We start from the raw sequence: 23,069 nt of genomic DNA, 5'->3' as shown, positions 1-23,069 counted from the left end.
CGTATTATTCCTCGGCTCCCGCGGAAGCGGCGTGACTCATGTCCATACCTTCATGTTTTGGCATGTCCATTTTCCCGTGGCTCATCTTGAACTTGTCGATGACTTGCATGAACAGTTTCGGATCAGCTGAAGAGAAATATTCCACCGGGTGATTTTCGCTTGGCACAGCCACTTTCTCGAAATCATCCATGGTGTTCAGCGTGTTAGGGGCTGCTTTAACTTTAGCCACCCACTGCTGGAATTCCGCATCGTCTTTGGTTGCAATGGCTTTAAACTTCATTCCAGAGAAACCACGACCACTGAAGTTCGCAGAGATACCGTCGAAAATTCCCGGCTCATTTGCAATCAGATGCAGCTTGGTCTGCATACCAGCCATCGCATAAATCTGGCTGCCGAGCGTTGGGATGAAGAAAGAGTTCATGACGGAGTTAGACGTGATTTTGAAGTTCACCGGAGTATTTGCCGGGAAGGCAATCTGGTTCACGGTCGCAATACCCTGTTCCGGGTAAATGAACAACCATTTCCAGTCCAGTGCAACCACATCGATCTCAACCGGTTTCACATCAGATTGCAGCGGTTTGCTGGGCTCCAGTGCGTGGGTTGATTTCCAGGTCAGCACGCTGAGGAAGAGAATGATCAGGATCGGAATGGTCCAGACCACGGCTTCCACTTTGTTAGAGTGTGACCAGTTAGGGCTGTACTTCGCATTCGTGTTGGACGCCCGATATTTCCAGGCAAACACCACGGCCATCAGGACTGCGGGGATGACGACGATCAACATCAGGCCAAAGGCAGTCAGTATCAGCGAACGTTGCTCCAGTGCAATCTGTCCTTTGGGATTTAACAATGCACTATCGCAGCCACTCATTAATAAAGTGCCTGCAATTAATGACAAAATCCCCAAACTTTTATTGTATTTACTGAGTCTCATTTAACGACCTCAATGACAAAGGGCTCTATTGTCGTTTAAGTGTGCGCGCATTTTACGGGAAGGTTTATGCAGTGTAAACCAGCTTAAGGATGTGTCAGATACGTGTTGACACCTTTTGCTAAGGGTGTCACAGATGTTGCGCCAGGTGACAAATAATTAACGCAGACAAGCAGTTGGCATCAATATAACAAAAACCAATGGAAGTAACCGTAAAAAAATCAGGGAAAGGAATAACCCTTACTTTTAACTCCCAAATATTTAACAAGTCTGCATCATTTGCGCGATGAAATTTAACTAAAGTAATTGCTCACCGGTTTTTAGTATTTCCGCTACGCCTCCTCAGGTCATATTGTTATTTTTAAAAAATAACACGCGATGATAAATGGCGGCGACTTATCGGGGTGTCATAAAATAAGCCGCAGCCCGTAAACCTATCGATTTCACTTAAGCATCTGATGCAGGCAACGCAGGGGGTCTCTTCAGCGCCCGATAGTCCAGCAACACTCCCGAAAGCACCGCCAGCAGGGAGAGTGTTATACCCAGTTCAAACAGGCGGGTAAGCAGCGGTGTCAGCGCCGTCACGCCCAACGCATTCAGTGCCAGAGCCACCAGCCAGAGCGCCAGCACGCCGCATCCGGCTGCAAACAGACGATTAGTCCAGCGATAGCCATGAGGATAGTAGCTACGTGTCAGAAAATTGCCACTTTGCTCGACCTGATTCAATGTTTGTCGGCAAAAAGCCAGCAGCACCAGGCCTGGCAGACCCGCCATCACCGTGAAAGCATAAAAGGTCGGCCAGCCCCAGAGTTCCACCAGCCACCCCGCCGCCGGGCCAACATAGACCCGACCCACCGCTGAGAGCGCCGACAACAGTGCGAACTGGGTAGCGGAGAACGACTTATTGCACAGCGTCATTAACAGCGCCACAAAGGCCGCGGTGCCCATGCCGCCACAGAGATTTTCAACAAAGACCGCGCTGGCCATGCTCCACAACTGTTTATCGGTCACCGCCAGCAGCCAGTAACCAAAGTTCGAGACAGCCTGCAGCAGACCGAAAATCATTAGCGCCCGGAACAGGCTCAGACGCTGCATCAGTACGCCGCCATAGAGCGCGCCAATAATGGTCGCCAGCAGACCCAGCGTCTTGTTGACCAGACCGACGTCACCGGCGTTGAAGCCCACGCCGCGAATCAAAAAAGTGGTGGTCAGCGAGGCGGCAAACGCATCGCCCAGCTTGTAAAGAATAATCAGGGTAATCAGCAGCCAGGCGTTGTTGCGCTGAAAGAAATCTTTTAGTGGATCGACCACCGCCTGACGCAGTGAATGGGGTGTGGAGATACGGGTATCTGGCTCGCTCGCCACCAGCGTGGCGATAATGCCCGGCACCATCATCAGCGCCATCAGCCAGTAGGTTGCCTGCCAGCCGAGGTAGCGGTCAGCCAGCCACAACGCCAGCCCGCCGGAAATCAGCATTGCCAGTCGATACCCCAGCACGGTAATCGCCGCACCGCTGCCACGCTCTTCAGGCGGCAGGATGTCCGTTTTCCATGCGTCAAAAACGATGTCCTGTGAGGCGGAGCAGAAGGCAATCAGCACGGCCAACGCGGCCATCAGGGTAAGATCGCGTCCCGGTTGCAGAAATCCCATCGCGATTATCCCGCCAACCAGCGCCAGCTGACTGACCAGTAACCAGCCGCGACGCCGGCCCAGAAACGGCGGCGTATAGCGGTCCATCATCGGTGACCAGAGAAACTTAAAGACATAGGCCTGGCCGACCAGCGAAAAGAAGCCGATGGTTTTCAGGTCGACATTTTCCACCGTCATCCACGCCTGCAACGTGCCCGATGTCAGGGCCAGCGGCAGTCCGGAAGCAAAACCAAGAAGCAGCAATACGGCGGCGTTTTTCTGGCTGAAGAGGCGAAGATAGTGGTTCATGCGGATCCTGCAGATAACAAAAAGCCCTGCGCAAGGCAGGGCAGAGGAGAGACTGAATTAACGGGCGTTCTGCTTGATGAAGTCGTTGACGCTGGTGTCCTGAGCCATATCCGCGATCACATCGCTCATAGTGGCGTTCACCGCGTTGGTAATCTTCTGGTTATTGGCGTTGAACGCGCCTTCTACGCTGTAAGTCTGGCGGTAGTTTTTAACCTGTTTGTTGCCGTTTTTCGCTGTTGCGATAATAGAGATGTCCGCTTTGGTGGTGATGCTGTAGCGCACATTGCCCTGAGTGACGTCGGCATAGAGGTTGTTCACCACAATCTGCAGATCGACCGCGCCATTAGGACCAATCATATAGCCGCGTGCTGTCATCTGCTTCTCCAGCACTTCCTGCAGCAGGAAGCGCAGGTCACGCGATGACGTTAAGGTCACTAACTGACCATCACGGTTTACTTTTGCCAGCGCCTGATCTTTACGCTGGTCGGCACCGTTGATGCTGACAGTCACGCCCATCAGGCCTGGGTCCTGCTGCGGTAACTGAATTTTAGGCTGGATAGTCAGGGTATTATTGCTGGTTGCACAGCCGGCTAAAATGAACGCAGCCAACAGTGGGAATAACAGTTTTTTCAACATACTTTTTCTCGTTGGTGTCAGGGGGTTGGTTTGCAAAAACTGCGGTCATCATAGCATTGCCCGGCAGTGAAAAAAGCCCTGTTGCCGGGGAAATTGTGTCTGAAACCGTTTTAAGCCTCTTCTCTGACAGGTCGGTTTGCTGTTCGTTTCAGCTGCGTTATTATGCGTGCCGGAAGCGGCCTGACATAAAATGCAATATTTAGCGTCGGCTTGCGGGTAAGCGCACTAAAAGCGACTAATATTGAATGAGATGGGGCACTGCGCTCGCCATTGAGGAGTAATAGCCATGATCCGCGAACAAATAGAAGAAAAGCTGCGTGTGGCGTTTCAGCCAGCTCATCTGGAAGTGCACGACGAAAGTTACCGGCACAATGTTCCTGCCGGATCGGAAAGTCACTTCAAAGTGGTCATCGTGAGCGACTGCTTTGCAGGCCAGCGCTTTCTGGCGCGTCATCGCCTGATTTATGGCGAACTGGCCGCTGAGTTAGCGGGCAGCGTACACGCCTTAGCCCTGCATACTTACACCCTGAAAGAGTGGGAAGGGTTGCAGGATACCGTACTGGCTTCGCCTAACTGTCGTGGTGCCGGAACACTCGCCTGATCTCCCTTCTCTGAAACGGCCTGCGGGCCGTTTTTTCTATTATTTAGCGAAAAACGCGATCCCTGGCTCAAAAAAGCAGCAAACCTGCTGAAAAGTGGTGAGTTAGCATCCTCGACTCATTCCAGCGATGCCGCTATAATGCTGCGTCTATTTTTCCGGAATGTCTTCGGGACGCTTCTGGTAACAGGGATCAGGTTCTCTTCACGGAAGCCGTCCCGGTTGTTGGATACGGCGCATTTCACTATGTGTGGTGTCTGAAGTTGACCGAGCACGTGATTTTTTGAGGTAACAAGATGCAAGTTTCTGTAGAAACCACTCAGGGCCTGGGCCGTCGCATTACGATTACTGTCGCTGCTGACAGCATCGAAAGCGCTGTAAAAAAAGAACTGGTTGACGTTGCCAGGAAAGTTCGCATCGATGGTTTCCGTAAAGGCAAAGTGCCGATGAACATCGTGGCACAGCGTTACGGCGCTTCTGTCCGTCAGGACGTGCTGGGCGAGCTGATGACGCGCAACTTTGTTGACGCCATCATCAAAGAAAAAATTAATCCGGCTGGCGCACCGAACTACGTGCCAGGCGAATACAAAGAAGGTCAGGATTTCACCTACGCGGTTGAATTCGAAGTCTATCCGGAAGTTGAGCTGAAAGGCCTGGAAAACATCGAAGTCGAAAAACCTGTCGTTGAAGTAACTGATGCTGACGTTGATACCATGCTGGACACTCTGCGCAAGCAGCAGGCCAACTGGATCGAAAGCGACGCTGCAGCAGGTCCGGAAGATCGTGCCACTATCGATTTCAACGGTTCTGTGGACGGTGAAGAGTTCGAAGGCGGCAAAGCCTCTGATTTCGTTCTGGCCATGGGCCAGGGCCGCATGATCCCAGGCTTTGAAGAAGGCGTTGTGGGTCACAAAGCGGGCGAAACTTTCACTATCGACGTGAAATTCCCGGACGACTACCACGCAGAAAACCTGAAAGGGAAAGATGCGAAGTTCGAGATCGTGCTGAAGAAAGTTGAAACGCGCGAACTGCCAGAGCTGACTGAAGAGTTCATCAAACGTTTCGGCGTTGAAGATGGTTCAGTTGCCGGTCTGCGTACTGAAGTGCGTAAGAACATGGATCGCGAGCTGAAAGGCGCTATCCGTAATCGCATCAAAACTCAGGCAATCGACGGTCTGGTTGAAGCGAACGAAATCGACGTGCCAGCTGCGCTGGTTGACAGCGAAATCGACGTTCTGCGTCGTCAGGCTGCACAGCGTTTCGGTGGCAACGAACAGCAGGCGCTGGAACTGCCACGCGAACTGTTCGAAGAGCAGGCTAAACGCCGTGTGGTTGTCGGTCTGCTGCTGGGCGAAGTGATTCGTACCCACGAGCTGAAAGCTGACGAAGCGCGCGTAAGCACCATGATCGAAGAGATGGCTTCTGCGTATGAAGATCCGCAGGAAGTGATCGAGTTCTACAGCAAGAATAACGAGCTGATGAACAATATGCGCAACGTTGCGCTGGAAGAGCAAGCGGTTGAAGCGGTCCTGGCGAAAGCTAAAGTGACCGAGAAAGAGACCAACTTCCAGGATCTGATGAATCAGACCGCTCAGGCCTGATCACGCATTTAACCGTCTGTGCTAAGCCCGTGACTGCAAAGTCGCGGGCTTTTTTGTGTTTTGCGTCCGGATAGCCACTCTTCGCCGCTATTTGTTTAATAAACAGGCGAATTATTCACGCATCGCTTTTTCCGGGTTAGCGAACAGGGAAAAGATTGTTATGCTTGAAACATGCGTGCAGCATCCCCAGATACAGGGAGTATGCAGAAATAAGAGTGAGGCTGGCTGATTAACCGTCCTGAAGGTGTCGGAAAAAGGCGCGGCGTGGAGTTTCCCGCGCGTCTTACGTAGAATCGGTACAGAATGTTGCCAATGAAATTTATCCAGGAGACGGTAATGTCATACAGTGGCGATCGTGAATATACAGCACCGCACAATGCGCTGGTGCCAATGGTGGTTGAACAAACTTCGCGTGGTGAGCGTTCTTACGACATCTACTCCCGTCTGCTTAAAGAGCGCGTCATTTTTCTGACTGGCCAGGTCGAAGACCACATGGCTAATCTGATTGTGGCGCAGATGCTGTTTCTGGAAGCTGAAAACCCGGAAAAAGATATCTATCTCTACATTAACTCGCCAGGCGGTGTCATCACGGCCGGTATGTCGATCTACGACACCATGAAATTTATCAAACCGGATGTCAGCACTATCTGTATGGGTCAGGCCTGTTCTATGGGTGCTTTCCTGCTGACGGCGGGGACCAAAGGCAAACGTTTCTGTCTGCCAAACTCACGTGTGATGATCCACCAGCCGCTGGGCGGTTATCAGGGTCAGGCGTCAGACATCGAGATCCATGCGCGCGAAATCCTTAAAGTTAAGCAGCGTATGAATGAGCTGATGGCTGAGCACACCGGTAAAACGCTGGAAGAAATTGAGCGTGACACCGAGCGTGACCGTTTCCTCTCTGCAAATGAAGCGGTAGAGTATGGATTAGTCGATTCAATTCTGACGCATCGCCAATAAGACCCGACTTACCGTTGTCCCTGGTCTATAGTTAACAGGACAACGGTACTATTATGGGTTGAATGAATTTCGGCCGTCTCTGCACGGCCTGAGCCGTACGCGGGTATGGCCTGAGAACAAGAAGAGGTTAACTGATGACAGATAAGCGCAAAGACGGTTCAGGAAAGTTGCTGTACTGCTCTTTTTGCGGCAAAAGCCAGCATGAAGTGCGAAAGCTGATTGCCGGGCCGTCAGTGTATATCTGCGATGAGTGTGTTGACCTGTGCAACGACATCATTCGCGAAGAGATTAAGGAAGTTGCCCCGCATCGTGAACGTAGTGCGTTGCCAACCCCACATGAAATTCGCCATCACCTCGATGATTATGTCATCGGTCAGGAAAGAGCGAAGAAAGTGCTGGCGGTTGCGGTTTACAACCACTACAAGCGTCTGCGCAACGGCGATACCAGCAATGGTATCGAGCTGGGCAAAAGCAACATTCTGCTGATTGGCCCGACCGGTAGTGGTAAAACGCTGCTGGCAGAAACGCTGGCACGCTTGCTGGATGTGCCGTTTACCATGGCTGATGCCACCACGCTGACTGAAGCCGGTTACGTGGGTGAAGATGTTGAAAACATCATCCAGAAACTGCTGCAGAAATGCGACTACGACGTACAGAAAGCACAGCGCGGCATCGTTTACATCGATGAAATCGACAAAATCTCACGTAAGTCTGATAACCCGTCGATTACCCGTGACGTGTCAGGCGAAGGCGTACAGCAGGCACTGCTTAAACTGATTGAAGGCACCGTGGCTGCCGTTCCCCCGCAGGGTGGACGTAAGCATCCGCAACAGGAATTTTTGCAGGTTGATACCTCTAAAATTCTGTTTATCTGCGGCGGCGCATTTGCCGGCCTGGACAAAGTGATTGCCCAGCGTGTTGAAACCGGATCCGGTATCGGCTTCGGCGCGACTGTGAAAGGGAAATCGCAGAAAGCCAGCGAAGGCGAACTGCTTGCGCAGTGTGAACCAGAAGATTTGATCAAATTTGGTCTGATCCCTGAGTTCATCGGTCGTCTGCCTGTTGTTGCGACCCTGAGCGAGCTGAGCGAAGAAGCGCTGATTCAGATTCTGCGTGAGCCTAAGAACGCCCTGACCAAACAGTACCAGGCGCTGTTTAACCTGGAAGGCGTTGAGCTGGAGTTCCGTGACGAGGCGTTAACCGCCATTGCTAAGAAAGCGATGTCACGTAAAACCGGTGCACGTGGTCTGCGTTCAATTGTAGAAGGTGCGTTACTGGAAACGATGTATGACCTGCCTTCCATGGACGACGTGGAAAAAGTAGTGATTGATGAATCAGTTATTGAAGGTCAGTCTGAGCCCATGTTGATCTACGGTAAGCATGAAGCCCAGGCATCTGGCGAATAATTAAACAGATCGTCCATCTTGTCGTAATAAAAAAGGGGAAAATGTTTCCCCTTTTGCTTTTCTCGCCTCTGTGACGTTGAATGTCGGACAATCATCCCCATATACTCAGATACCTGTGGGTTTAACTGCATACCTGCCTGATGCGGTTCCCATCACCTGGCGGACATTAAACAAAGAGAGAGCTCTATGAATCCTGAGCGTTCTGAACGCATTGAAATCCCCGTGTTGCCGCTGCGCGACGTGGTGGTTTATCCGCACATGGTAATTCCGTTGTTTGTTGGCCGGGAAAAATCAATTCGGTGCCTTGAAGCCGCAATGGATCATGATAAAAAAATCATGCTGGTCGCACAGAAAGAGGCTTCAACGGATGAACCTGGCATTAACGATCTCTTCTCAGTAGGGACCGTTGCATCAGTATTACAAATGCTGAAACTGCCGGATGGCACCGTCAAAGTCCTGGTCGAAGGTTTACAGCGCGCCCACATTACGACGCTGGCCGATAACGGTGACCATTTTGTGGCACAAGCTGAATATCTGGTTTCGCCAGAGATCGAAGAGCGCGAGCAGGAAGTGCTGGTGCGCACGGCGATCAATCAGTTTGAAGGCTACATCAAACTCAACAAAAAGATCCCACCCGAGGTTTTAACCTCGCTGAACAACATTGACGATGCGGCCCGCCTTGCCGACACCGTCGCAGCACATATGCCACTGAAGCTGGCAGACAAACAGTCTGTGCTGGAGATGTCCGACGTCAACGAACGTCTGGAATATCTGATGGCGATGATGGAATCTGAAATCGATCTGCTGCAGGTTGAGAAGCGCATTCGCAACCGTGTTAAGAAGCAGATGGAGAAGAGCCAGCGCGAGTACTATCTGAATGAGCAGATGAAGGCGATTCAGAAAGAGCTGGGCGAGATGGACGACGCGCCCGACGAGTACGAAGCGTTAAAACGCAAAATCGACGCGGCAAAAATGCCGGAAGAAGCGCGCGAGAAAGCGGAAGCTGAGCTGCAGAAGCTGAAGATGATGTCCCCGATGTCCGCTGAAGCAACCGTGGTTCGCGGCTATATCGACTGGATGGTGCAGGTTCCGTGGAACGCGCGCAGCAAAGTGAAGAAAGATCTGCGTAAAGCGCAGGAGACGCTGGATACCGACCATTACGGGCTGGAGCGCGTGAAGGATCGTATTCTTGAGTATCTTGCGGTTCAGAGTCGCGTCAGCAAAATCAAAGGGCCGATTCTGTGCCTGGTCGGACCGCCAGGGGTAGGTAAAACCTCTCTCGGTCAGTCGATCGCCAAAGCGACCGGACGCAAATATGTGCGTATGGCGCTGGGTGGCGTGCGTGATGAAGCTGAAATCCGCGGTCACCGTCGTACTTACATCGGCTCTATGCCGGGTAAATTAATCCAGAAAATGGCGAAAGTCGGGGTTAAAAACCCACTGTTCCTGCTGGATGAAATCGACAAAATGTCCTCTGACATGCGCGGCGATCCGGCTTCAGCGCTGCTGGAAGTGCTTGATCCTGAGCAGAACATTGCGTTCAACGACCACTATCTGGAAGTCGACTATGACCTTTCTGATGTGATGTTCGTTGCTACATCGAACTCAATGAACATCCCGGCACCGCTGCTGGACCGTATGGAAGTAATTCGTCTGTCGGGTTACACCGAAGATGAAAAACTGAACATCGCTAAGCAGCATCTGCTGACCAAGCAGATTGAGCGCAATGCCCTGAAAGCCAATGAAATTACGGTTGAAGACAGCGCGATTGTGGGCATTATCCGTTACTACACCCGTGAAGCCGGTGTGCGTAGCCTTGAGCGTGAGCTGTCGAAATTGTGCCGTAAAGCGGTGAAATCACTGCTGATGGACAAGACGAAAAAGCACATCAACATCAATGGCGAAAACCTCAAGGATTTCCTGGGCGTTCAGCGCTTCGACTACGGTCGTGCGGACAGCGAAAACCGTGTGGGTCAGGTAACGGGTCTGGCATGGACGGAAGTGGGTGGCGATCTGCTGACCATCGAAACCGCCTGCGTACCAGGTAAAGGCAAGCTGACTTACACCGGTTCTCTGGGTGAAGTGATGCAGGAGTCGATTCAGGCTGCGCTGACCGTGGTGCGTGCCCGTGCCGAGAAGCTGGGCATCAATGGTGACTTCTACGAAAAACGTGATATTCACGTTCACGTCCCTGAAGGCGCTACGCCGAAAGATGGTCCAAGTGCCGGTATCGCCATGTGTACTGCGCTGGTCTCCTGTCTGACCGGTAACCCGGTGCGGGCGGATGTGGCGATGACCGGTGAGATCACCCTGCGTGGTCAGGTGCTGCCGATTGGCGGGCTGAAAGAGAAACTGCTGGCAGCGCACCGTGGTGGCATTAAAACCGTGCTGATCCCTGACGACAACAAGCGCGACCTGGAAGAGATTCCACAGAACGTGATTGCCGATCTGGAGATTCATCCGGTGAAACGCATTGAAGAGGTGCTGAATCTGGCACTGGAAAATGCGCCATACGGTATGCAGGTCGTAACAGCAAAATAGTGATTAACGGCAAAAACCGTTAAAAAGCGGAGCTGGCAAGGCAATTGGCGCTTGCCAGCTTTTTTTTGTGCCGTTAATTTAGGTGGCTGCCGACGCGACGTTCTCAGAGAAATTCCGTTGTTTCGGCTCCACAGGCTTGATATAACTTGCTGCGCGTTCGCACCCTGCCGGATGCAGGGTACGATGTGAAATAATAAAAGAGGGGATGAAGAGAGTGAATAAGTCACAATTGATCGACAAAATTGCTGCCGATGCTGATATTTCTAAAGCTGCAGCGGGACGTGTTTTAGATGCATTTATGGGCTCAGTTTCAGATGCGCTGAAAGACGGTGATGAAGTGGCTCTGGTAGGTTTCGGCACATTCTCTGTGCGTGACCGCGCTGCACGTACTGGCCGCAACCCGCAAACCGGTAAAGAGATCACCATCCCGGCCGGTAAAGTACCAGGCTTCCGTGCTGGTAAAGCATTGAAAGACGCTGTCAATTAATAACAACGAATAGATTCATTGACGCATTTTCTTCAGTGGATTAGAGGACGATTAACCCGTTCTCATGTAACATACGGGCACATCAATCAGATGTGCCTTTTTTGTTTTAACCGGTGAGAATCGGGCCGTAAGATGGACCTGGACCGGATTGAGACTGCCAGCTAAGCCAGCAGTTGCGTGAGTCGCCAGCCAATGGCGAATTGCGACCGAGCTTTACATTCACACTACAGCGGAGTGTTGCCATACCATGATGGACAATTTACGCGCGGCGTCGAACCATGTCGTGCTCAAGATTATTTTGGGGCTGATTATCCTCTCCTTTGTGCTGACGGGCGTTGGCAACTATCTGATTGGCGGTAATAACGACTATGCGGCCAAAGTTAACGGCCAGGAGATTAGCCGGGGACAGCTGGAGCAGGCGTTCAACAGCGAGCGCAGTCGTCAGCAGCAGATGCTGGGCGATCAGTTCTCACAGCTGGCCAGCAACGATGGCTACATGCAGCAGATTCGGCAGCAGGCGCTGTCGCAGCTAATCGATCAGGCGCTGCTTGATAGCTACATCAAAGATCTCCACCTCAGCATCAGCGACGATCAGGTGAAGCAGGCTATCTTCAATCAGCAGGCTTTTCAGACCAACGGTAAATTCGACAATGCCAAATATCTGAGTCTGATCAGCAATATGGGCTTCAGCGCCGACCAGTATGCCGAAGCGTTGCGTAAGCAGCTCTCCAATCAACAGCTGATCAATGCCGTGGCTAACACCGACTTCACGCTGAAAGGCGAAGCCAGCAAACTGGTGGACCTGGTTTCACAGCAGCGTGAGATTCGTCAGGCGACGCTGGACGTCAATGCACTGGCGGCGAAGCAGGCCGTTACTGACGACGAAATCAGTCAGTATTATCAGCAGCATAAAACCAGCTTTATGGCACCAGAGCAGTTCCGTGTCAGCTACCTCCTGATGGATGCAGCCAGCATGCAGCAGGATGCCAGCGAGGCCGATATTCAGGCCTGGTACGACCAGCATAAAGCGGACTATTCGCAGCCACAGCGTACGCGCTACAGCGTCATTCAGACCAAAACTGAAGCCGATGCCAGTGCGGTCCTGGCGCAGCTGAAAGCGGGTGCCAGCTTCGCTGACGTGGCAAAAGCCAAATCCATTGACCCGATCTCGGCGCGTAAGGGCGGCGATATGGGCTGGCTGGAACCCTCTACGACGCCGGATGAGCTGAAAAATGCCGGTCTGACTGAGAAAGGCCAGATGTCAGGCGTGATCAAATCTTCAGTGGGCTTCCTGGTGGTTCGTCTTGACGATATTCAGCCAGAGCAGGTTAAGCCACTGGATGAAGTGCGCAGCGCCATTGCAGCGAAAGTGAAGCAGGAGAAGGGCGTTGATGCCTTCTACAAAGTGCAACAGAAAGTCAGCGAAGCGGCCAGCAATGACAATGAGTCACTGGCGGGTGCAGAGCAGGCTTCTGGTCTGAAAGCGAAAGAGACTGGCTGGTTCAGTCAGGATACGCTGCCAGATGAGCTTAACTTTGATGCGGTGAAGCAGGCGATCTTTAATGGCGGTCTGGTCGGGCAAAACGGCGCGCCGGGCAACAACTCCGATATCATCACTGTCGATGGCGACCGTGCCTTTGTGCTGCGTATCAGTGAGCATAAACCGGAAGCGGTAAAACCGCTTGAGCAGGTTAAGGCGCAGATCACTGACACGCTTAAGCATGATAAAGCGACGCAGCAGGCGAAAGCTCAGGCCGATAAGCTGCTGGCCGATCTCAAAGCCGGTAAGCAGGATGCGCTGACTGCCGCAGGTCTGACGCTGAGCGCCAGCAAGACCGTTGATCGCAATGCGCAGGATCCGGTGGCACAGACTGCCTTTAACCTGCCTCAGCCTGCGGAAAATAAACCTTCCTGGGGTGTCAGCGAAGATATGCAGGGCAATGTGGTACTGGTGGCGGTTGATAAAGTTAAAACCGGCAGCATGCCGCAGGCGCAGATTGACGAAATGGTCAAAGGCGTCACGCAGAATAATGCGCAGCTGGCGTTTGAAGCATTACTGCAAAACCTGCGTAAAGAGGCCAAAATTAAGTACGGCGCTGCCGCACAAATGCAGTAAGCCTCGCAGAAACTGCGCAACGACTGTAACAATCAAAGGCCGCATTCGCGGCCTTTTCCATTTCTGAAATCCCGCTTTTGAGCCTTGTGTGCAGTAGTGCCACTCTGTCGCTGCTGTTTACACACAAGGAGAAACACAGCATGGCTAAACCTAAACTCGTTGCCTTTTATCTTTCACTCGCGCTGGGCGGCGCACTCTGTCACAGCAGCGTCTCTGCGGCACCTGAACCTGTCAGCGCAGCCGTCACGCAGAGCTCACATCCTGCGTCGAAGCCGGAAGCCGCCGCGCAGCCACAGCAGGAGCAGGTCAGCATCAATGAAGCAACAGCCGAACAGCTCTCTGCCGTTATGAATGGGGTGGGGCTGAAAAAGGCGCAGGCAATTGTGAGCTATCGCGAACAGTACGGACCGTTTAGCGCAATTCAGCAACTCAGTGAAGTGCCGGGCATCGGCAATGCGTTGATAGAGCGAAATGCGGCCCGGCTGAAATTGTGAAGCAGTACACATCTGTGATGCTTAACCCACGATAGACAGGCGACTCTGCTAAAGTGAACAGGTCCAACCAGTTAATTCACAGCAGCAGGAGAGCATGATCATGCAGACCACCATAAAAGTGCGCGGCTATCATCTGGATGTCTATCAGCACGTCAATAATGCGCGCTATCTTGAGTTTCTGGAGGAGGCGCGCTGGGAATGGCTGGAAGAGGTGGAAGCATTCCACTGGTTGCAGGAACAGAAACTGGCTTTTGTGGTGGTAAACATCAACATCAACTACCGTCGCCCGGCCGTGCTGGGCGACGTACTGACTATCGACAGTGAGATCACGCAGTTGAATGGCAAAAGCGGCATTATTGCGCAGCGGGTTTTGCTGGCAGGGCAGGAGACCGTGGTGGCGGATGCCGCACTCACTTTTGTCTGTATTGATTTACGGACTCAGAAGGCGGTTGCGCTGGAAGGGGAGTTGCGCGAGCGACTGATGCGTCTGATGGCATGAGTCGATAAAAAGGCGGCAACCCGGATTCTCTGCCGCCACGTCAGACACTCTTAGTTAAGACCGCTTTTTGCTTTCATTGCCGCCATTACGCCAGCACGATCGTTGAGATAACCCTGCAGGCCATTGGCCCGTAAATGACAGGCTGCACACTCACCACATCCATCACCTTTCACGCCGTTATAGCAGGTCAGCGTCTGCTCGCGTACCAGCGCAAGCTGCTGCCAGTAATCCGCCAGCGCCCAGGTTTCCGCTTTATTGAGCCACATCAGCGGCGTCTCAAAACGAACATCGCGCGCCATGCCCAGCGACACCGCATGGTTCAGCGCTTTGACAAACTCATCGCGGCAATCGGGATAGCCGGAGAAATCGGTCTCACAGACACCAGTGATCACCGCTTCCGCTTCGACCTGATAAGCGTAAACCGAGGCCAGCGTCAGAAAGAGAATATTGCGTCCCGGCACAAACGTACTGGGTAATCCACTGGCCTCGGGATTATAAGCCGGCACCGGAATGTTATCCCGCGTCAGGCTGCTGACGGCGAGTTCGTTCAGCATGGTGACATCCAGCACTTTATGCGCGCGCGCGCCCAATTTAATCGCCAGGTCGCGGGCCACATCGATCTCTTCCCGATGGCGTTGTCCATAGTCGAAAGTGACGCAATGAACGTCATCATATTGCTGTAATGCCTGAATCAGGCAGGTAGTGGAGTCTTGTCCACCGCTGAAAACTACAACAGCGCGTTTCATGGTGTTTTCCTGATAATTAATTTTGCGCTTATGGTAATGCCTCAGTCCGCCGCTGAACAGCTGCATGGCAGATCAATGGGCGGCGGGATCCATGCGCGGCTGAAATCGAACCAGCCCAGCGTATTCAGTTCAATCCCTTCAACGCCCGGCGGCGCGTAGATTTGATAGCGATAATTGAACAGTGGCAGCAGGATGCCGCCCGTCATCAGCTGATGATAAAGCTGATGCAGCGAGCGGGCACGGGTTTCGTCGTCAGCAATTTGCTGGATAGCCAGCAGTTGCGCCTGAATCTCTTCGCCCTGCAGTGTGGGCCACAGCGGCCGCCATAGCGGGTCAGTCTGTAACCAGCTGGCCAGCGTAAAGACCGGCGCATCACCAATCAGTCTGTCGCCCATCACGATATCCGCCTCATCAAGCGGGTCGATGCCGTGCCAGTTTTTTACCGGATGAAAAACTACCTTCAGGGTGCAGCCGTGCTGTTTTAACAGTGCAACCAGCGCCTGTGACATCTGATGCAGCTCAACCGGCAACTGATAATGCAGCGTCAGGGTTGCCGGTAAGGGAACCCTGACAGCATCAATCAGCGGCACACTCCAGCCAGGTAACAACTCTTTACTGGGAGTGATGAGTCCCTCATCCAGAGGCAACCGGCTGACAATGCCGCTTTGCTGGATCAGCTGGAAAAGCGTGCACGCCTGATCAGGGGTAAATCCGGCTCGCGGCCGGCAGACCAGATAACAGAAGCCGAGGCTGATACTGCTGCTGACCGGTTGCAGCGTCCTGAGCTCTGTGGCATCGCCTATCGCAATCTGCACCGGATGACGACAGCTGCTGCCGAGAGCGGGATCAAACAGCTGAGGGGTAATCCAGTACTCCACCGCCTGCAGCAGAGGACGCTGCAGATGCCAGCGCGCGTGACTTTCAATCCTGACCAGTTCGGTGCTGAAGTGCCTGAGTTTCCACGGCCCGCTGCCCGTGGCGGGATCGATGGGATGGGGCAGCAGGCACAACAAGTGGGCGAGCCGATGGGGCAGCCAGAAATCAGGGCGTCGCAGTACGAAACGCACCGCAAGCGGATGGGGCGCATCCACGCTGACCACATCGGCCAGCAACACACTGACGCGCCTATCTCGCAACAGCTGGTGGAACTGCGCCACCAGTTGTGCGGCCTGCAGAGGCTCGTCGTTGTGCCACATCAGCTGAGGCCGTAACCAGAATAACCAGCCAGATGACGCCTCGTCATATTGCCAGTGATGCGCCAGATCGCCGACCGGCTCATCCTGCTCAAAGCGGGTCAGACCGGAATAGATCTGGCGAGCCAGGTGCTGTTCGGCCCGACCAGTAATCTGGCGCGGCTCTGTGCTCTCCATCGGACGATAGTAGGGGATGCGCAGAACCGGCGTATCGTTCTGCCACTGTCCACCCATTAATGGCCGCAGCATATTGATCAGCCTTTCCGGCGGCAGATCCAGCAGCTGCAAGGCCTCAGCGGCGTCTCCGGCGTCGAGCTGTTGTTGCAGCAACTGCTGCCGTAATTGTTCAGGTGAGCGCAGAAACACTATTTGTCCCTGTTTGCCACGGCCTGGCTCGCCGCGCCAGCTGAGCCAGCCTGCATGCTGCCACTGTGACAGCAACGTGCGCAGATGACGCTCGCTGCAGATACAGTGGCGGGCCATCTCCGCCACGCAGGTTTGCTGTGGGGCGCCCTGACTCTGCTGCCACAGACGCTGGAACTGATTAAGACGGTTAAGCTGGCGCATGTTAAACCCGGAACAGTTTTTTAAAAGTATTCACTATTAGTTCCGCAATTAACAGGCAATAGTGGAGTTCATCTTTCAGCAGGAGGTAAATCATGGTGCGTTTAGCCGCGTTCGATATGGATGGCACATTATTGCTGCCGGATCATCAGCTGGGTCAGCAGACGCTGGATAGCCTGCAGGCGTTGCATCTGCGTGGCGTTAATCTGGCGCTAGCGACGGGCCGCCATCTGCTGGAGATGCAGATCTTACGGGAAAAAATGACACTGCCCGCGTGGCTGATTACCGGTAATGGCACTCGTGTACACGACAGGCAGGGCAATCTGATCTTTGCGCGTGATCTGCCCTCTGCGGTCGCCGAAGAGGTGATCCACCGCCGCTGGGATACGCCCGCCACCCTGCATGTTTTCAACGATCAGGGGTGGTTTACCGATCACCCACAGCCTGAACTGCTGGTGGCCCATCAGATCAGCGGATTTGGCTATCAGCTGTGCGATCTTAAAAGGTTGCCCGCGCATCAGGTGACAAAAATCTGCTTTATCGATCAGCATCAGCGCCTCTGTCAGCTAAAAACAGAGCTGGATGCCGCACTGGGCGAGCAGGCTAACATCTGCTTCTCTGCTGTGGATTGTCTGGAGGTGTTACCCGCCAGCTGCAATAAAGGCAGCGCGCTGGCACTGTTATGTGACCATCTGTCGCTGACCATGGCGGAGTGTATGGCGTTTGGTGATGCGATGAACGATCGCGAGATGCTGGCGCAGGCCGGACAGGGTTTTATCATGGGCAATGCGATGGCGCAGCTGAAAGCCGCGCTACCGCATCTGCCGGTATTAGGGCATTGCGAGACACAGGCGGTGTCTCACTATTTAAATCACTGGCTGGCAACACCCGACCTCGCGTATTCCCCCGAATGCTGAGGATTGCCGTGAACCGGACAGGATGTCCGGTTTTTTATTCCAGCTCGCGCTGCCATGGCGTGATATCGCCAATATGTTTTGCCACCCACTCAGGCTGATAGTAGCTATCGGGATAACGTTCGCCGCTGTCGCACAGCAGTGTCACCAGTGCTCCCTGCTGATTCGCTGCCCGTAAGCGTTTTGCCACCTGCATCATGCCCCAGAAATTGGTGCCGGTAGAGGCGCCAGGCTTGCGTCCCAGAATCTTTTCCAGTTTCAGCATGGCGGCCAGCGTTGCACCATCCGGCACTTTGATCATTTCGTCGATCACGTCAGGCATAAACGACGGCTCCACTCGCGGACGGCCAATTCCTTCGATCATGCTGCCGCGCGCGCTGGTCAGGGTGGCATCACGCTTCTGCCAGTAATCAAAAAACACCGAATGCTGCGGATCAACCACCAGTAGTTTAGTTTCCAGTCCCTGATAACGGATATAGCGGCCCAGCGTGGCTGAGGTGCCGCCGGTGCCCGCACTCATGATTATCGTATGGGGAATCGGATAAGGTTCATGCTCCATCTGACGGAAAATGCTCTCTGCAATATTGTTATTGCCGCGCCAGTCGGTGGCACGTTCAGCATAGGTAAACTGATCCATAAAATGGCCATTGAGCTCCCGCGCCAGCCGTTCAGATTCAGCATAGAGCTGGCAGGGATCTTCAACAAAATGGCACTGTCCGCCATAAAAAGTGATCTGCTCAATTTTACGCTTCGCTGTGCTCGCCGGCATCACCGCAATAAAGGGCAGACCCAGCAGCCTTGCGAAGTACGCCTCAGAAACGGCAGTGCTGCCTGACGAGGCTTCGATAATCGGCGTATCCTGTTTAATCCAGCCGTTGGAGAGGCCGTAGAGGAACAGGGATCGTGCCAGCCGGTGTTTAAGACTGCCACTGGGATGGGTACTTTCATCTTTCAGATAGAACCAGATACCGGGAAAGTCCGCCAGATCGAAACGGATCAAATGGGTCTCAGCCGATCGTTGAAAATCAGCGTTAATTTCGTTGATAGCGTGGCGAATCCAGCAGGTGTGCATCTCAGGCGTCCGGTAAAAAAGTGATGCGGCTATTTTATGGCACGTGCAGGAAAAAGAGATTGCACAATTACCGCTAAAATGGCGGTAATGGAGAAAATGATTCTCCCGGAGCCGCGAATGTTAGATAAAACTGACCTTAAATTGCTCTCACTGCTGCAGCATGACTGCACGCTGTCGCTGCAGGCGCTGGCGGATGCCGTCAACCTCACCACCACACCCTGCTGGAAGCGCCTGAAAAAGCTTGAAGATGATGGCATTATTCGCGCACGGGTGGCGTTGCTGGATGGAGATAAAATCGGACTGTCACTGACGGCGTTTATGTTTGTTAAAACGCAGCAGCACAGCCGCGACTGGTATCAGGCATTTGTCTCGGTGGTGAGCAGCATGCCGGAGGTAATGGCCTTTTACCGTATGGCAGGCGAGTATGATTACCTGCTGCGCATTCAGGTGGCCGACATGAAAAGCTATGATGCTTTCTACAAGCGAGTAGTGAATGGGGTGCCCGGCCTGATTGATGTGACATCCAGCTTCGCCATGGAAGAGATTAAATACACCACGGCTTTACCTGTCGCCCCCTGAGGGCCTGAGATTGAGAGCAGCGTTGTGCGATTATTCAGTCAATTAAGTTGGTATTTTCTGCGGGAGTGGCGGCGCTATCTGGGCGCGGTCCTCCTGCTGATTGTTATTGCTATTCTGCAGCTGCTGCCACCGCATGTGGTCGGGGTGATTGTCGATGGCGTGACGCGTGACAACATGAGCACCAGCCGCATCATGATGTGGATTGGGATCATGCTGGCAACGGCGGTGGTGGTCTATCTGCTGCGCTATGTCTGGCGCGTGCTGCTGTTTGGTGCCTCCTACCAGCTGGCGGTTGAGCTGCGCGAAGATTTCTATCGCCAGCTGAGTCGTCAGCAACCGGCATTTTATCTGCGTCACCGCACCGGCGACCTGATTGCGCGCGCCACCAACGACGTGGATCGGGTGGTGTTTGCGGCCGGAGAAGGGGTTCTGACGCTGGTCGACTCGCTGGTCATGGGCTGCGTGGTGCTGCTGGTAATGAGCACGCAGATCAGCTGGCAGCTGACGCTGCTTGCGCTGGTGCCGATGCCCATTATGGCCATCGTGATCCATCGCTACGGTAATCAACTGCACCATCGCTTTAAGCTGGCACAGGCCGCCTTCTCCAGTCTCAACGATCAGACGCAGGAGAGCCTGACCAGCATCCGGATGATTAAATCCTTTGGCCTTGAACAGCATCAGTCGCAGCAATTTTCCGATATCGCCCGCGATACCGGTGAAAAAAACCTGCGCGTGGCGCGGGTCGATGCCCGTTTCGACCCCACTATCTATATCGCTATCGGCTTCTCAAACCTGCTGGCGATTGGTGGCGGCAGCTGGCTGGTCTGGCATGGAGAGATGACGCTGGGGCAGCTCACCAGCTTTGTGATGTATCTCGGCCTGATGATCTGGCCGATGCTGGCGCTGGCGTGGATGTTTAATATTGTTGAACGCGGCAGCGCCGCCTGGAGCCGCATCGGCGCGCTGCTGGCGGAAGCGCCAGCGGTGGAAGATGGCGATAAGTCACTGCCATCTGAACCGGGCACGCTGCAGGTCGCGATTCGTGCCTTTAACTATCCGGCCAGCGTGGGTCCGGTCTTAAGCGATGTCAGCTTCCAGCTGAAACCCGGCGAGATGCTGGGGCTGTGCGGACCAACCGGCAGTGGCAAAAGTACGCTGCTTAGCCTGATTCAGCGCCACTTTGATATTCAGCAGGGCGACATCCGTTATCACCAGATCCCGCTGCCGCAGTTGCGGCTGGATAGCTGGCGCAGCCGTCTGGCCGTGGTCAGCCAGACACCGTTCCTGTTCTCAGACAGCGTGGCGAACAATATTGCGCTGGGGAAACCGGGCGCAACCCAGCAGGAGATTGAGCATGCCGCCACGCTGGCCTGCGTTCATGACGATATCCTGCGTCTGCCGCAGGGCTATGAAACGGAAGTCGGGGAGCGCGGTGTGATGCTGTCGGGTGGACAGAAGCAGCGTCTTTCGATTGCCCGGGCGCTGCTGCTGAATGCGGAAATCCTGATTCTGGACGACGCGCTTTCTGCGGTGGATGGCCGTACCGAACACGAAATCCTGCATAACCTGCGCATCTGGGGGCAGGGACGCACGCTGATTATCAGCGCGCACCGCTTATCGGCACTGACGGAAGCCAGTGAAATCCTGGTCCTGCAGCAGGGCAGAGTGGCGCAGCGGGGTGACCACGACGCCCTGACCGGCAGTGCTGGCTGGTATCGGGACATGTACCGTTACCAGCAACTGGAAGCGGCGCTGGATGATGATGAAAATGAGAAAGGAGTGCCGCATGGCTAAGTCTGCACGCTTGTGGCCTACCCTGAAGCGTCTGCTGAGCTACGGTAAGCCGTGGCGTAAATCCCTGTCGCTGGCGGTAGGGATGCTGTGGATCGCTGCCGCGGCGGAAGTGACCGGACCGGTGCTGGTCAGCTATTTTATCGACAACCTGGTGGCGAAACATCAGATGCCCTGGGGAGTGGTCGCCGGACTGGTGGTCAGTTTTATCCTGCTACAGCTGCTGGCCGCCGGGCTGCACTACTGGCAGGCGCTGTTGTTTAACCGAGCCGCTATCGGCGTGGTACAGCGGTTACGCAGTGACGTGATGAATGCCGCACTCTGTCAGCCGCTGAGTGCCTTTGATACCCAGCCGGTCGGGCAGATTATTTCACGCGTGACTAACGACACCGAAGTGATCCGCGATCTCTACGTCACGGTGGTTTCAACCGTGTTGCGCAGTGCCGCACTGGTCGGCGCCATGATGGTGGCGATGTTCAGCCTTGACTGGCGCATGGCGCTGGTGGCGATGATGATCTTCCCGCTGGTACTGGTGGTGATGTTCATCTATCAGCGTTACAGCACGCCCATTGCCCGTCGGGTTCGCAGCTATCTGGCAGACATCAATAATGGCTTTAACGAAGTGATCAGCGGTATGAGCGTGATCCAGCAGTTTCGTCAGCAGGCGCGATTTGGTGAGCGAATGGGCGAAGCGAGCCGCTCTCACTATCTGGCGCGAATGGAAACGCTGCGTCTGGATGGTTTTCTGCTGCGTCCGCTGTTGAGCCTGTTTTCAGCGATGGTGTTGTGTGGGCTGCTGATCCTGTTTAGTTTCTCGATGCCTGGCGTGTTTGAAGTGGGGGTACTCTATGCCTTTATTACCTATCTGGGGCGTCTGAATGAGCCGCTGATTGAGCTGACCACTCAGCAATCAATGCTGCAGCAGGCGGTAGTTTCAGGTGAGCGTATTTTCGAACTGATGGATGCTGCACAGCAGCAGTATGGTGCCGATCAGCAACCGCTGGCTTCAGGTCGTATCACCCTGAACAATCTGAGCTTTGCCTACCGTGAAAACCGCGATGTGCTCAGTGATATCAATCTTGAGGTTGCCCCACGCGAGTTTGTGGCGCTGGTGGGACATACCGGCAGCGGTAAAAGCACGCTGGCGAACCTGTTAATGGGTTACTACCCGGTAACGCGTGGCGAGATCCGCATTGATGATCGACCCATCAGCAACCTGAGCCATGCCGTGCTGCGGCGCGGTATCGCGATGGTGCAGCAGGATCCGGTGGTGCTGGCCGATACGCTGCTGGCGAATGTGCGGCTGGGACGCGACATCAGCGAAGAGGCCGTCTGGACGGTGCTGGAACAGGTGCAGCTGGCTCCGCTGGCGCATGCGTTGCCGGAGGGAATACATACCCGGCTGGGCGAGCAGGGCAATAATCTGTCGGTCGGGCAGAAACAGCTGCTGGCACTGGCCCGGGTGCTGGTTGATTTGCCGCAGATACTGATCCTCGACGAAGCGACGGCCAATATTGATTCCGGCACCGAGCAGGCTATTCAGCAGACGCTTGAGACGCTGCGCCAGCACAGCACGCTGGTGGTGATTGCTCACCGCCTCTCAACGATTATTGAAGCAGACAAGATTCTTGTGCTGCATCGTGGTCGTGTGGTTGAGCAGGGTACGCATCAGCAACTGCTGGCGATGCAGGGACGTTACTGGCAGATGTATCAGCTGCAGCAGGCAGGTGAAGATCTGGTATCGGGCGTCGCTGTAACAACTGAAGGCTGAGTTGCACCTTTTTTGCGCACCTTTATCAGATTAATCTGTATAAATGCACTCCTTTGACGCCTGAAGCACCAAAGGAGTGCAGCCCTCCGCTGCAATTTCCCCTGTACGGCCTCTCTGTTTCCCATCCTCTTTAAAGCATCCCTTGTCGCGTCTCGCCTGAACAACGTATTACCGTCATTTTCACACTCTGGCACAGGCTTTGCTTATATCCCTGCGTGTCCGTAAACGTTACCTA

General features: G+C 54.1%; 19 protein-coding genes. 13 read left to right on the top strand and 6 right to left on the bottom strand.

What is annotated here, in order from left to right:
• Positions 1 to 4: 4 nt before the first annotated feature.
• The 3 genes from cyoA to ACVKSX_RS08365 all read right to left on the bottom strand — a co-directional run bounded on the left by cyoA (position 5) and on the right by ACVKSX_RS08365 (position 3,502).
• Positions 5 to 931, bottom strand: coding sequence for a cytochrome o ubiquinol oxidase subunit II (gene cyoA / locus ACVKSX_RS08375; RefSeq protein WP_010255402.1), 927 nt, complete (start codon positions 929 to 931; stop codon positions 5 to 7).
• 444 nt (positions 932 to 1,375) lie between these two features.
• Positions 1,376 to 2,866, bottom strand: coding sequence for a muropeptide MFS transporter AmpG (ampG, locus tag ACVKSX_RS08370; RefSeq protein ID WP_157351645.1), 1,491 nt, complete (start codon positions 2,864 to 2,866; stop codon positions 1,376 to 1,378).
• A 57-nt stretch (positions 2,867 to 2,923) separates the two neighbouring features.
• Positions 2,924 to 3,502: a lipoprotein gene (locus ACVKSX_RS08365; protein WP_010255406.1), complete on the bottom strand. Its 579-nt coding sequence runs from the start codon at positions 3,500 to 3,502 to the stop codon at positions 2,924 to 2,926.
• A gap of 286 nt (positions 3,503 to 3,788) precedes the next feature.
• On the opposite strand from ACVKSX_RS08365, the gene bolA reads away from it, so the two are divergent.
• From bolA to ACVKSX_RS08320, 9 genes are all read left to right on the top strand, one after another.
• A complete protein-coding gene (gene bolA, locus ACVKSX_RS08360) occupies positions 3,789 to 4,103 on the top strand; it encodes a transcriptional regulator BolA (protein ID WP_008924895.1) in 315 nt (104 codons plus the stop codon).
• Between the two features lie 293 nt (positions 4,104 to 4,396).
• Positions 4,397 to 5,701, top strand: a complete 1,305-nt coding sequence (gene tig / locus ACVKSX_RS08355) for a trigger factor (RefSeq protein ID WP_010255408.1) — start codon at positions 4,397 to 4,399, stop codon at positions 5,699 to 5,701.
• 336 nt (positions 5,702 to 6,037) lie between these two features.
• Positions 6,038 to 6,661 carry an ATP-dependent Clp endopeptidase proteolytic subunit ClpP gene (clpP, locus tag ACVKSX_RS08350; RefSeq protein WP_010255410.1) on the top strand — a complete coding sequence of 208 codons (624 nt, stop codon included), beginning with the start codon at positions 6,038 to 6,040 and terminating at the stop codon, positions 6,659 to 6,661.
• A gap of 134 nt (positions 6,662 to 6,795) precedes the next feature.
• The gene (gene clpX / locus ACVKSX_RS08345; RefSeq protein ID WP_010671205.1) at positions 6,796 to 8,067 is read left to right on the top strand and encodes an ATP-dependent protease ATP-binding subunit ClpX; all 1,272 of its coding nucleotides are present in this window, start codon (positions 6,796 to 6,798) and stop codon (positions 8,065 to 8,067) included.
• Between the two features lie 186 nt (positions 8,068 to 8,253).
• Positions 8,254 to 10,608, top strand: coding sequence for an endopeptidase La (gene lon / locus ACVKSX_RS08340; protein WP_010671206.1), 2,355 nt, complete (start codon positions 8,254 to 8,256; stop codon positions 10,606 to 10,608).
• Positions 10,609 to 10,822: 214 nt separating this feature from the next.
• Positions 10,823 to 11,095, top strand: coding sequence for a nucleoid-associated protein HU-beta (gene hupB / locus ACVKSX_RS08335; protein WP_009091701.1), 273 nt, complete (start codon positions 10,823 to 10,825; stop codon positions 11,093 to 11,095).
• Positions 11,096 to 11,342: 247 nt separating this feature from the next.
• Positions 11,343 to 13,211 carry a peptidylprolyl isomerase gene (gene ppiD / locus ACVKSX_RS08330; protein WP_022626118.1) on the top strand — a complete coding sequence of 623 codons (1,869 nt, stop codon included), beginning with the start codon at positions 11,343 to 11,345 and terminating at the stop codon, positions 13,209 to 13,211.
• A 140-nt stretch (positions 13,212 to 13,351) separates the two neighbouring features.
• Complete coding sequence (locus ACVKSX_RS08325; RefSeq protein ID WP_010255849.1) at positions 13,352 to 13,705, top strand: ComEA family DNA-binding protein; 354 nt, start codon at positions 13,352 to 13,354, stop codon at positions 13,703 to 13,705.
• 100 nt (positions 13,706 to 13,805) lie between these two features.
• Positions 13,806 to 14,204 carry a YbgC/FadM family acyl-CoA thioesterase gene (locus tag ACVKSX_RS08320; RefSeq protein ID WP_010671209.1) on the top strand — a complete coding sequence of 133 codons (399 nt, stop codon included), beginning with the start codon at positions 13,806 to 13,808 and terminating at the stop codon, positions 14,202 to 14,204.
• Positions 14,205 to 14,254: 50 nt separating this feature from the next.
• On the opposite strand, the gene queC is transcribed toward ACVKSX_RS08320, so the two are convergent.
• Positions 14,255 to 14,950, bottom strand: a complete 696-nt coding sequence (gene queC, locus ACVKSX_RS08315) for a 7-cyano-7-deazaguanine synthase QueC (protein WP_052272157.1) — start codon at positions 14,948 to 14,950, stop codon at positions 14,255 to 14,257.
• Between the two features lie 41 nt (positions 14,951 to 14,991).
• On the bottom strand, positions 14,992 to 16,710 hold the full coding sequence (locus tag ACVKSX_RS08310; protein ID WP_354438520.1) for an SgrR family transcriptional regulator: 1,719 nt from the start codon (positions 16,708 to 16,710) through the stop codon (positions 14,992 to 14,994).
• Between the two features lie 92 nt (positions 16,711 to 16,802).
• On the opposite strand from ACVKSX_RS08310, the gene cof reads away from it, so the two are divergent.
• Positions 16,803 to 17,624 (top strand): HMP-PP phosphatase, encoded by an 822-nt coding sequence (cof, locus tag ACVKSX_RS08305; RefSeq protein ID WP_062758247.1) that lies wholly within the window; start codon positions 16,803 to 16,805, stop codon positions 17,622 to 17,624.
• A gap of 34 nt (positions 17,625 to 17,658) precedes the next feature.
• Here the strand turns inward: cof and ACVKSX_RS08300 are convergent, their stop codons facing one another.
• The gene (locus ACVKSX_RS08300; protein ID WP_122889137.1) at positions 17,659 to 18,693 is read right to left on the bottom strand and encodes a PLP-dependent cysteine synthase family protein; all 1,035 of its coding nucleotides are present in this window, start codon (positions 18,691 to 18,693) and stop codon (positions 17,659 to 17,661) included.
• A 117-nt stretch (positions 18,694 to 18,810) separates the two neighbouring features.
• Between ACVKSX_RS08300 and ACVKSX_RS08295 the strand changes: the two genes are divergently transcribed.
• Genes ACVKSX_RS08295 through ACVKSX_RS08285 form a run of 3 tightly spaced genes read left to right on the top strand, consistent with a single transcriptional unit; the run spans position 18,811 to position 22,834 of the window.
• Complete coding sequence (locus ACVKSX_RS08295) at positions 18,811 to 19,272, top strand: Lrp/AsnC family transcriptional regulator (protein WP_031592177.1); 462 nt, start codon at positions 18,811 to 18,813, stop codon at positions 19,270 to 19,272.
• A 24-nt stretch (positions 19,273 to 19,296) separates the two neighbouring features.
• A complete protein-coding gene (locus ACVKSX_RS08290; protein ID WP_010255867.1) occupies positions 19,297 to 21,066 on the top strand; it encodes a SmdA family multidrug ABC transporter permease/ATP-binding protein in 1,770 nt (589 codons plus the stop codon).
• Positions 21,059 to 22,834, top strand: a complete 1,776-nt coding sequence (locus ACVKSX_RS08285; RefSeq protein WP_010255871.1) for a SmdB family multidrug efflux ABC transporter permease/ATP-binding protein — start codon at positions 21,059 to 21,061, stop codon at positions 22,832 to 22,834. The genes ACVKSX_RS08290 and ACVKSX_RS08285 overlap by 8 nt, the downstream gene beginning before the upstream one ends.
• Positions 22,835 to 23,069 lie beyond the last annotated feature (235 nt).

It is taken from the genome of Pantoea sp. PvP021, assembly GCF_054056055.1.
Note: the sequence above shows the minus strand (reverse complement) of the source record. Positions and strands in the feature narration are given on the sequence as shown.

Bases quoted from the DNA above. Each gene is read 5' to 3' on its own strand.
- cyoA (WP_010255402.1), bottom strand. From the start codon at position 931: ATGAGACTCAGTAAATACAATAAAAGTTTGGGGATTTTGTCATTAATT.
- ampG (WP_157351645.1), bottom strand. From the start codon at position 2,866: ATGAACCACTATCTTCGCCTCTTCAGCCAGAAAAACGCCGCCGTATTG.
- ACVKSX_RS08365 (WP_010255406.1), bottom strand. From the start codon at position 3,502: ATGTTGAAAAAACTGTTATTCCCACTGTTGGCTGCGTTCATTTTAGCC.
- bolA (WP_008924895.1), top strand. From the start codon at position 3,789: ATGATCCGCGAACAAATAGAAGAAAAGCTGCGTGTGGCGTTTCAGCCA.
- tig (WP_010255408.1), top strand. From the start codon at position 4,397: ATGCAAGTTTCTGTAGAAACCACTCAGGGCCTGGGCCGTCGCATTACG.
- clpP (WP_010255410.1), top strand. From the start codon at position 6,038: ATGTCATACAGTGGCGATCGTGAATATACAGCACCGCACAATGCGCTG.
- clpX (WP_010671205.1), top strand. From the start codon at position 6,796: ATGACAGATAAGCGCAAAGACGGTTCAGGAAAGTTGCTGTACTGCTCT.
- lon (WP_010671206.1), top strand. From the start codon at position 8,254: ATGAATCCTGAGCGTTCTGAACGCATTGAAATCCCCGTGTTGCCGCTG.
- ppiD (WP_022626118.1), top strand. From the start codon at position 11,343: ATGATGGACAATTTACGCGCGGCGTCGAACCATGTCGTGCTCAAGATT.
- ACVKSX_RS08325 (WP_010255849.1), top strand. From the start codon at position 13,352: ATGGCTAAACCTAAACTCGTTGCCTTTTATCTTTCACTCGCGCTGGGC.
- ACVKSX_RS08320 (WP_010671209.1), top strand. From the start codon at position 13,806: ATGCAGACCACCATAAAAGTGCGCGGCTATCATCTGGATGTCTATCAG.
- queC (WP_052272157.1), bottom strand. From the start codon at position 14,950: ATGAAACGCGCTGTTGTAGTTTTCAGCGGTGGACAAGACTCCACTACC.
- ACVKSX_RS08310 (WP_354438520.1), bottom strand. From the start codon at position 16,710: ATGCGCCAGCTTAACCGTCTTAATCAGTTCCAGCGTCTGTGGCAGCAG.
- cof (WP_062758247.1), top strand. From the start codon at position 16,803: ATGGTGCGTTTAGCCGCGTTCGATATGGATGGCACATTATTGCTGCCG.
- ACVKSX_RS08300 (WP_122889137.1), bottom strand. From the start codon at position 18,693: ATGCACACCTGCTGGATTCGCCACGCTATCAACGAAATTAACGCTGAT.
- ACVKSX_RS08295 (WP_031592177.1), top strand. From the start codon at position 18,811: ATGTTAGATAAAACTGACCTTAAATTGCTCTCACTGCTGCAGCATGAC.
- ACVKSX_RS08285 (WP_010255871.1), top strand. From the start codon at position 21,059: ATGGCTAAGTCTGCACGCTTGTGGCCTACCCTGAAGCGTCTGCTGAGC.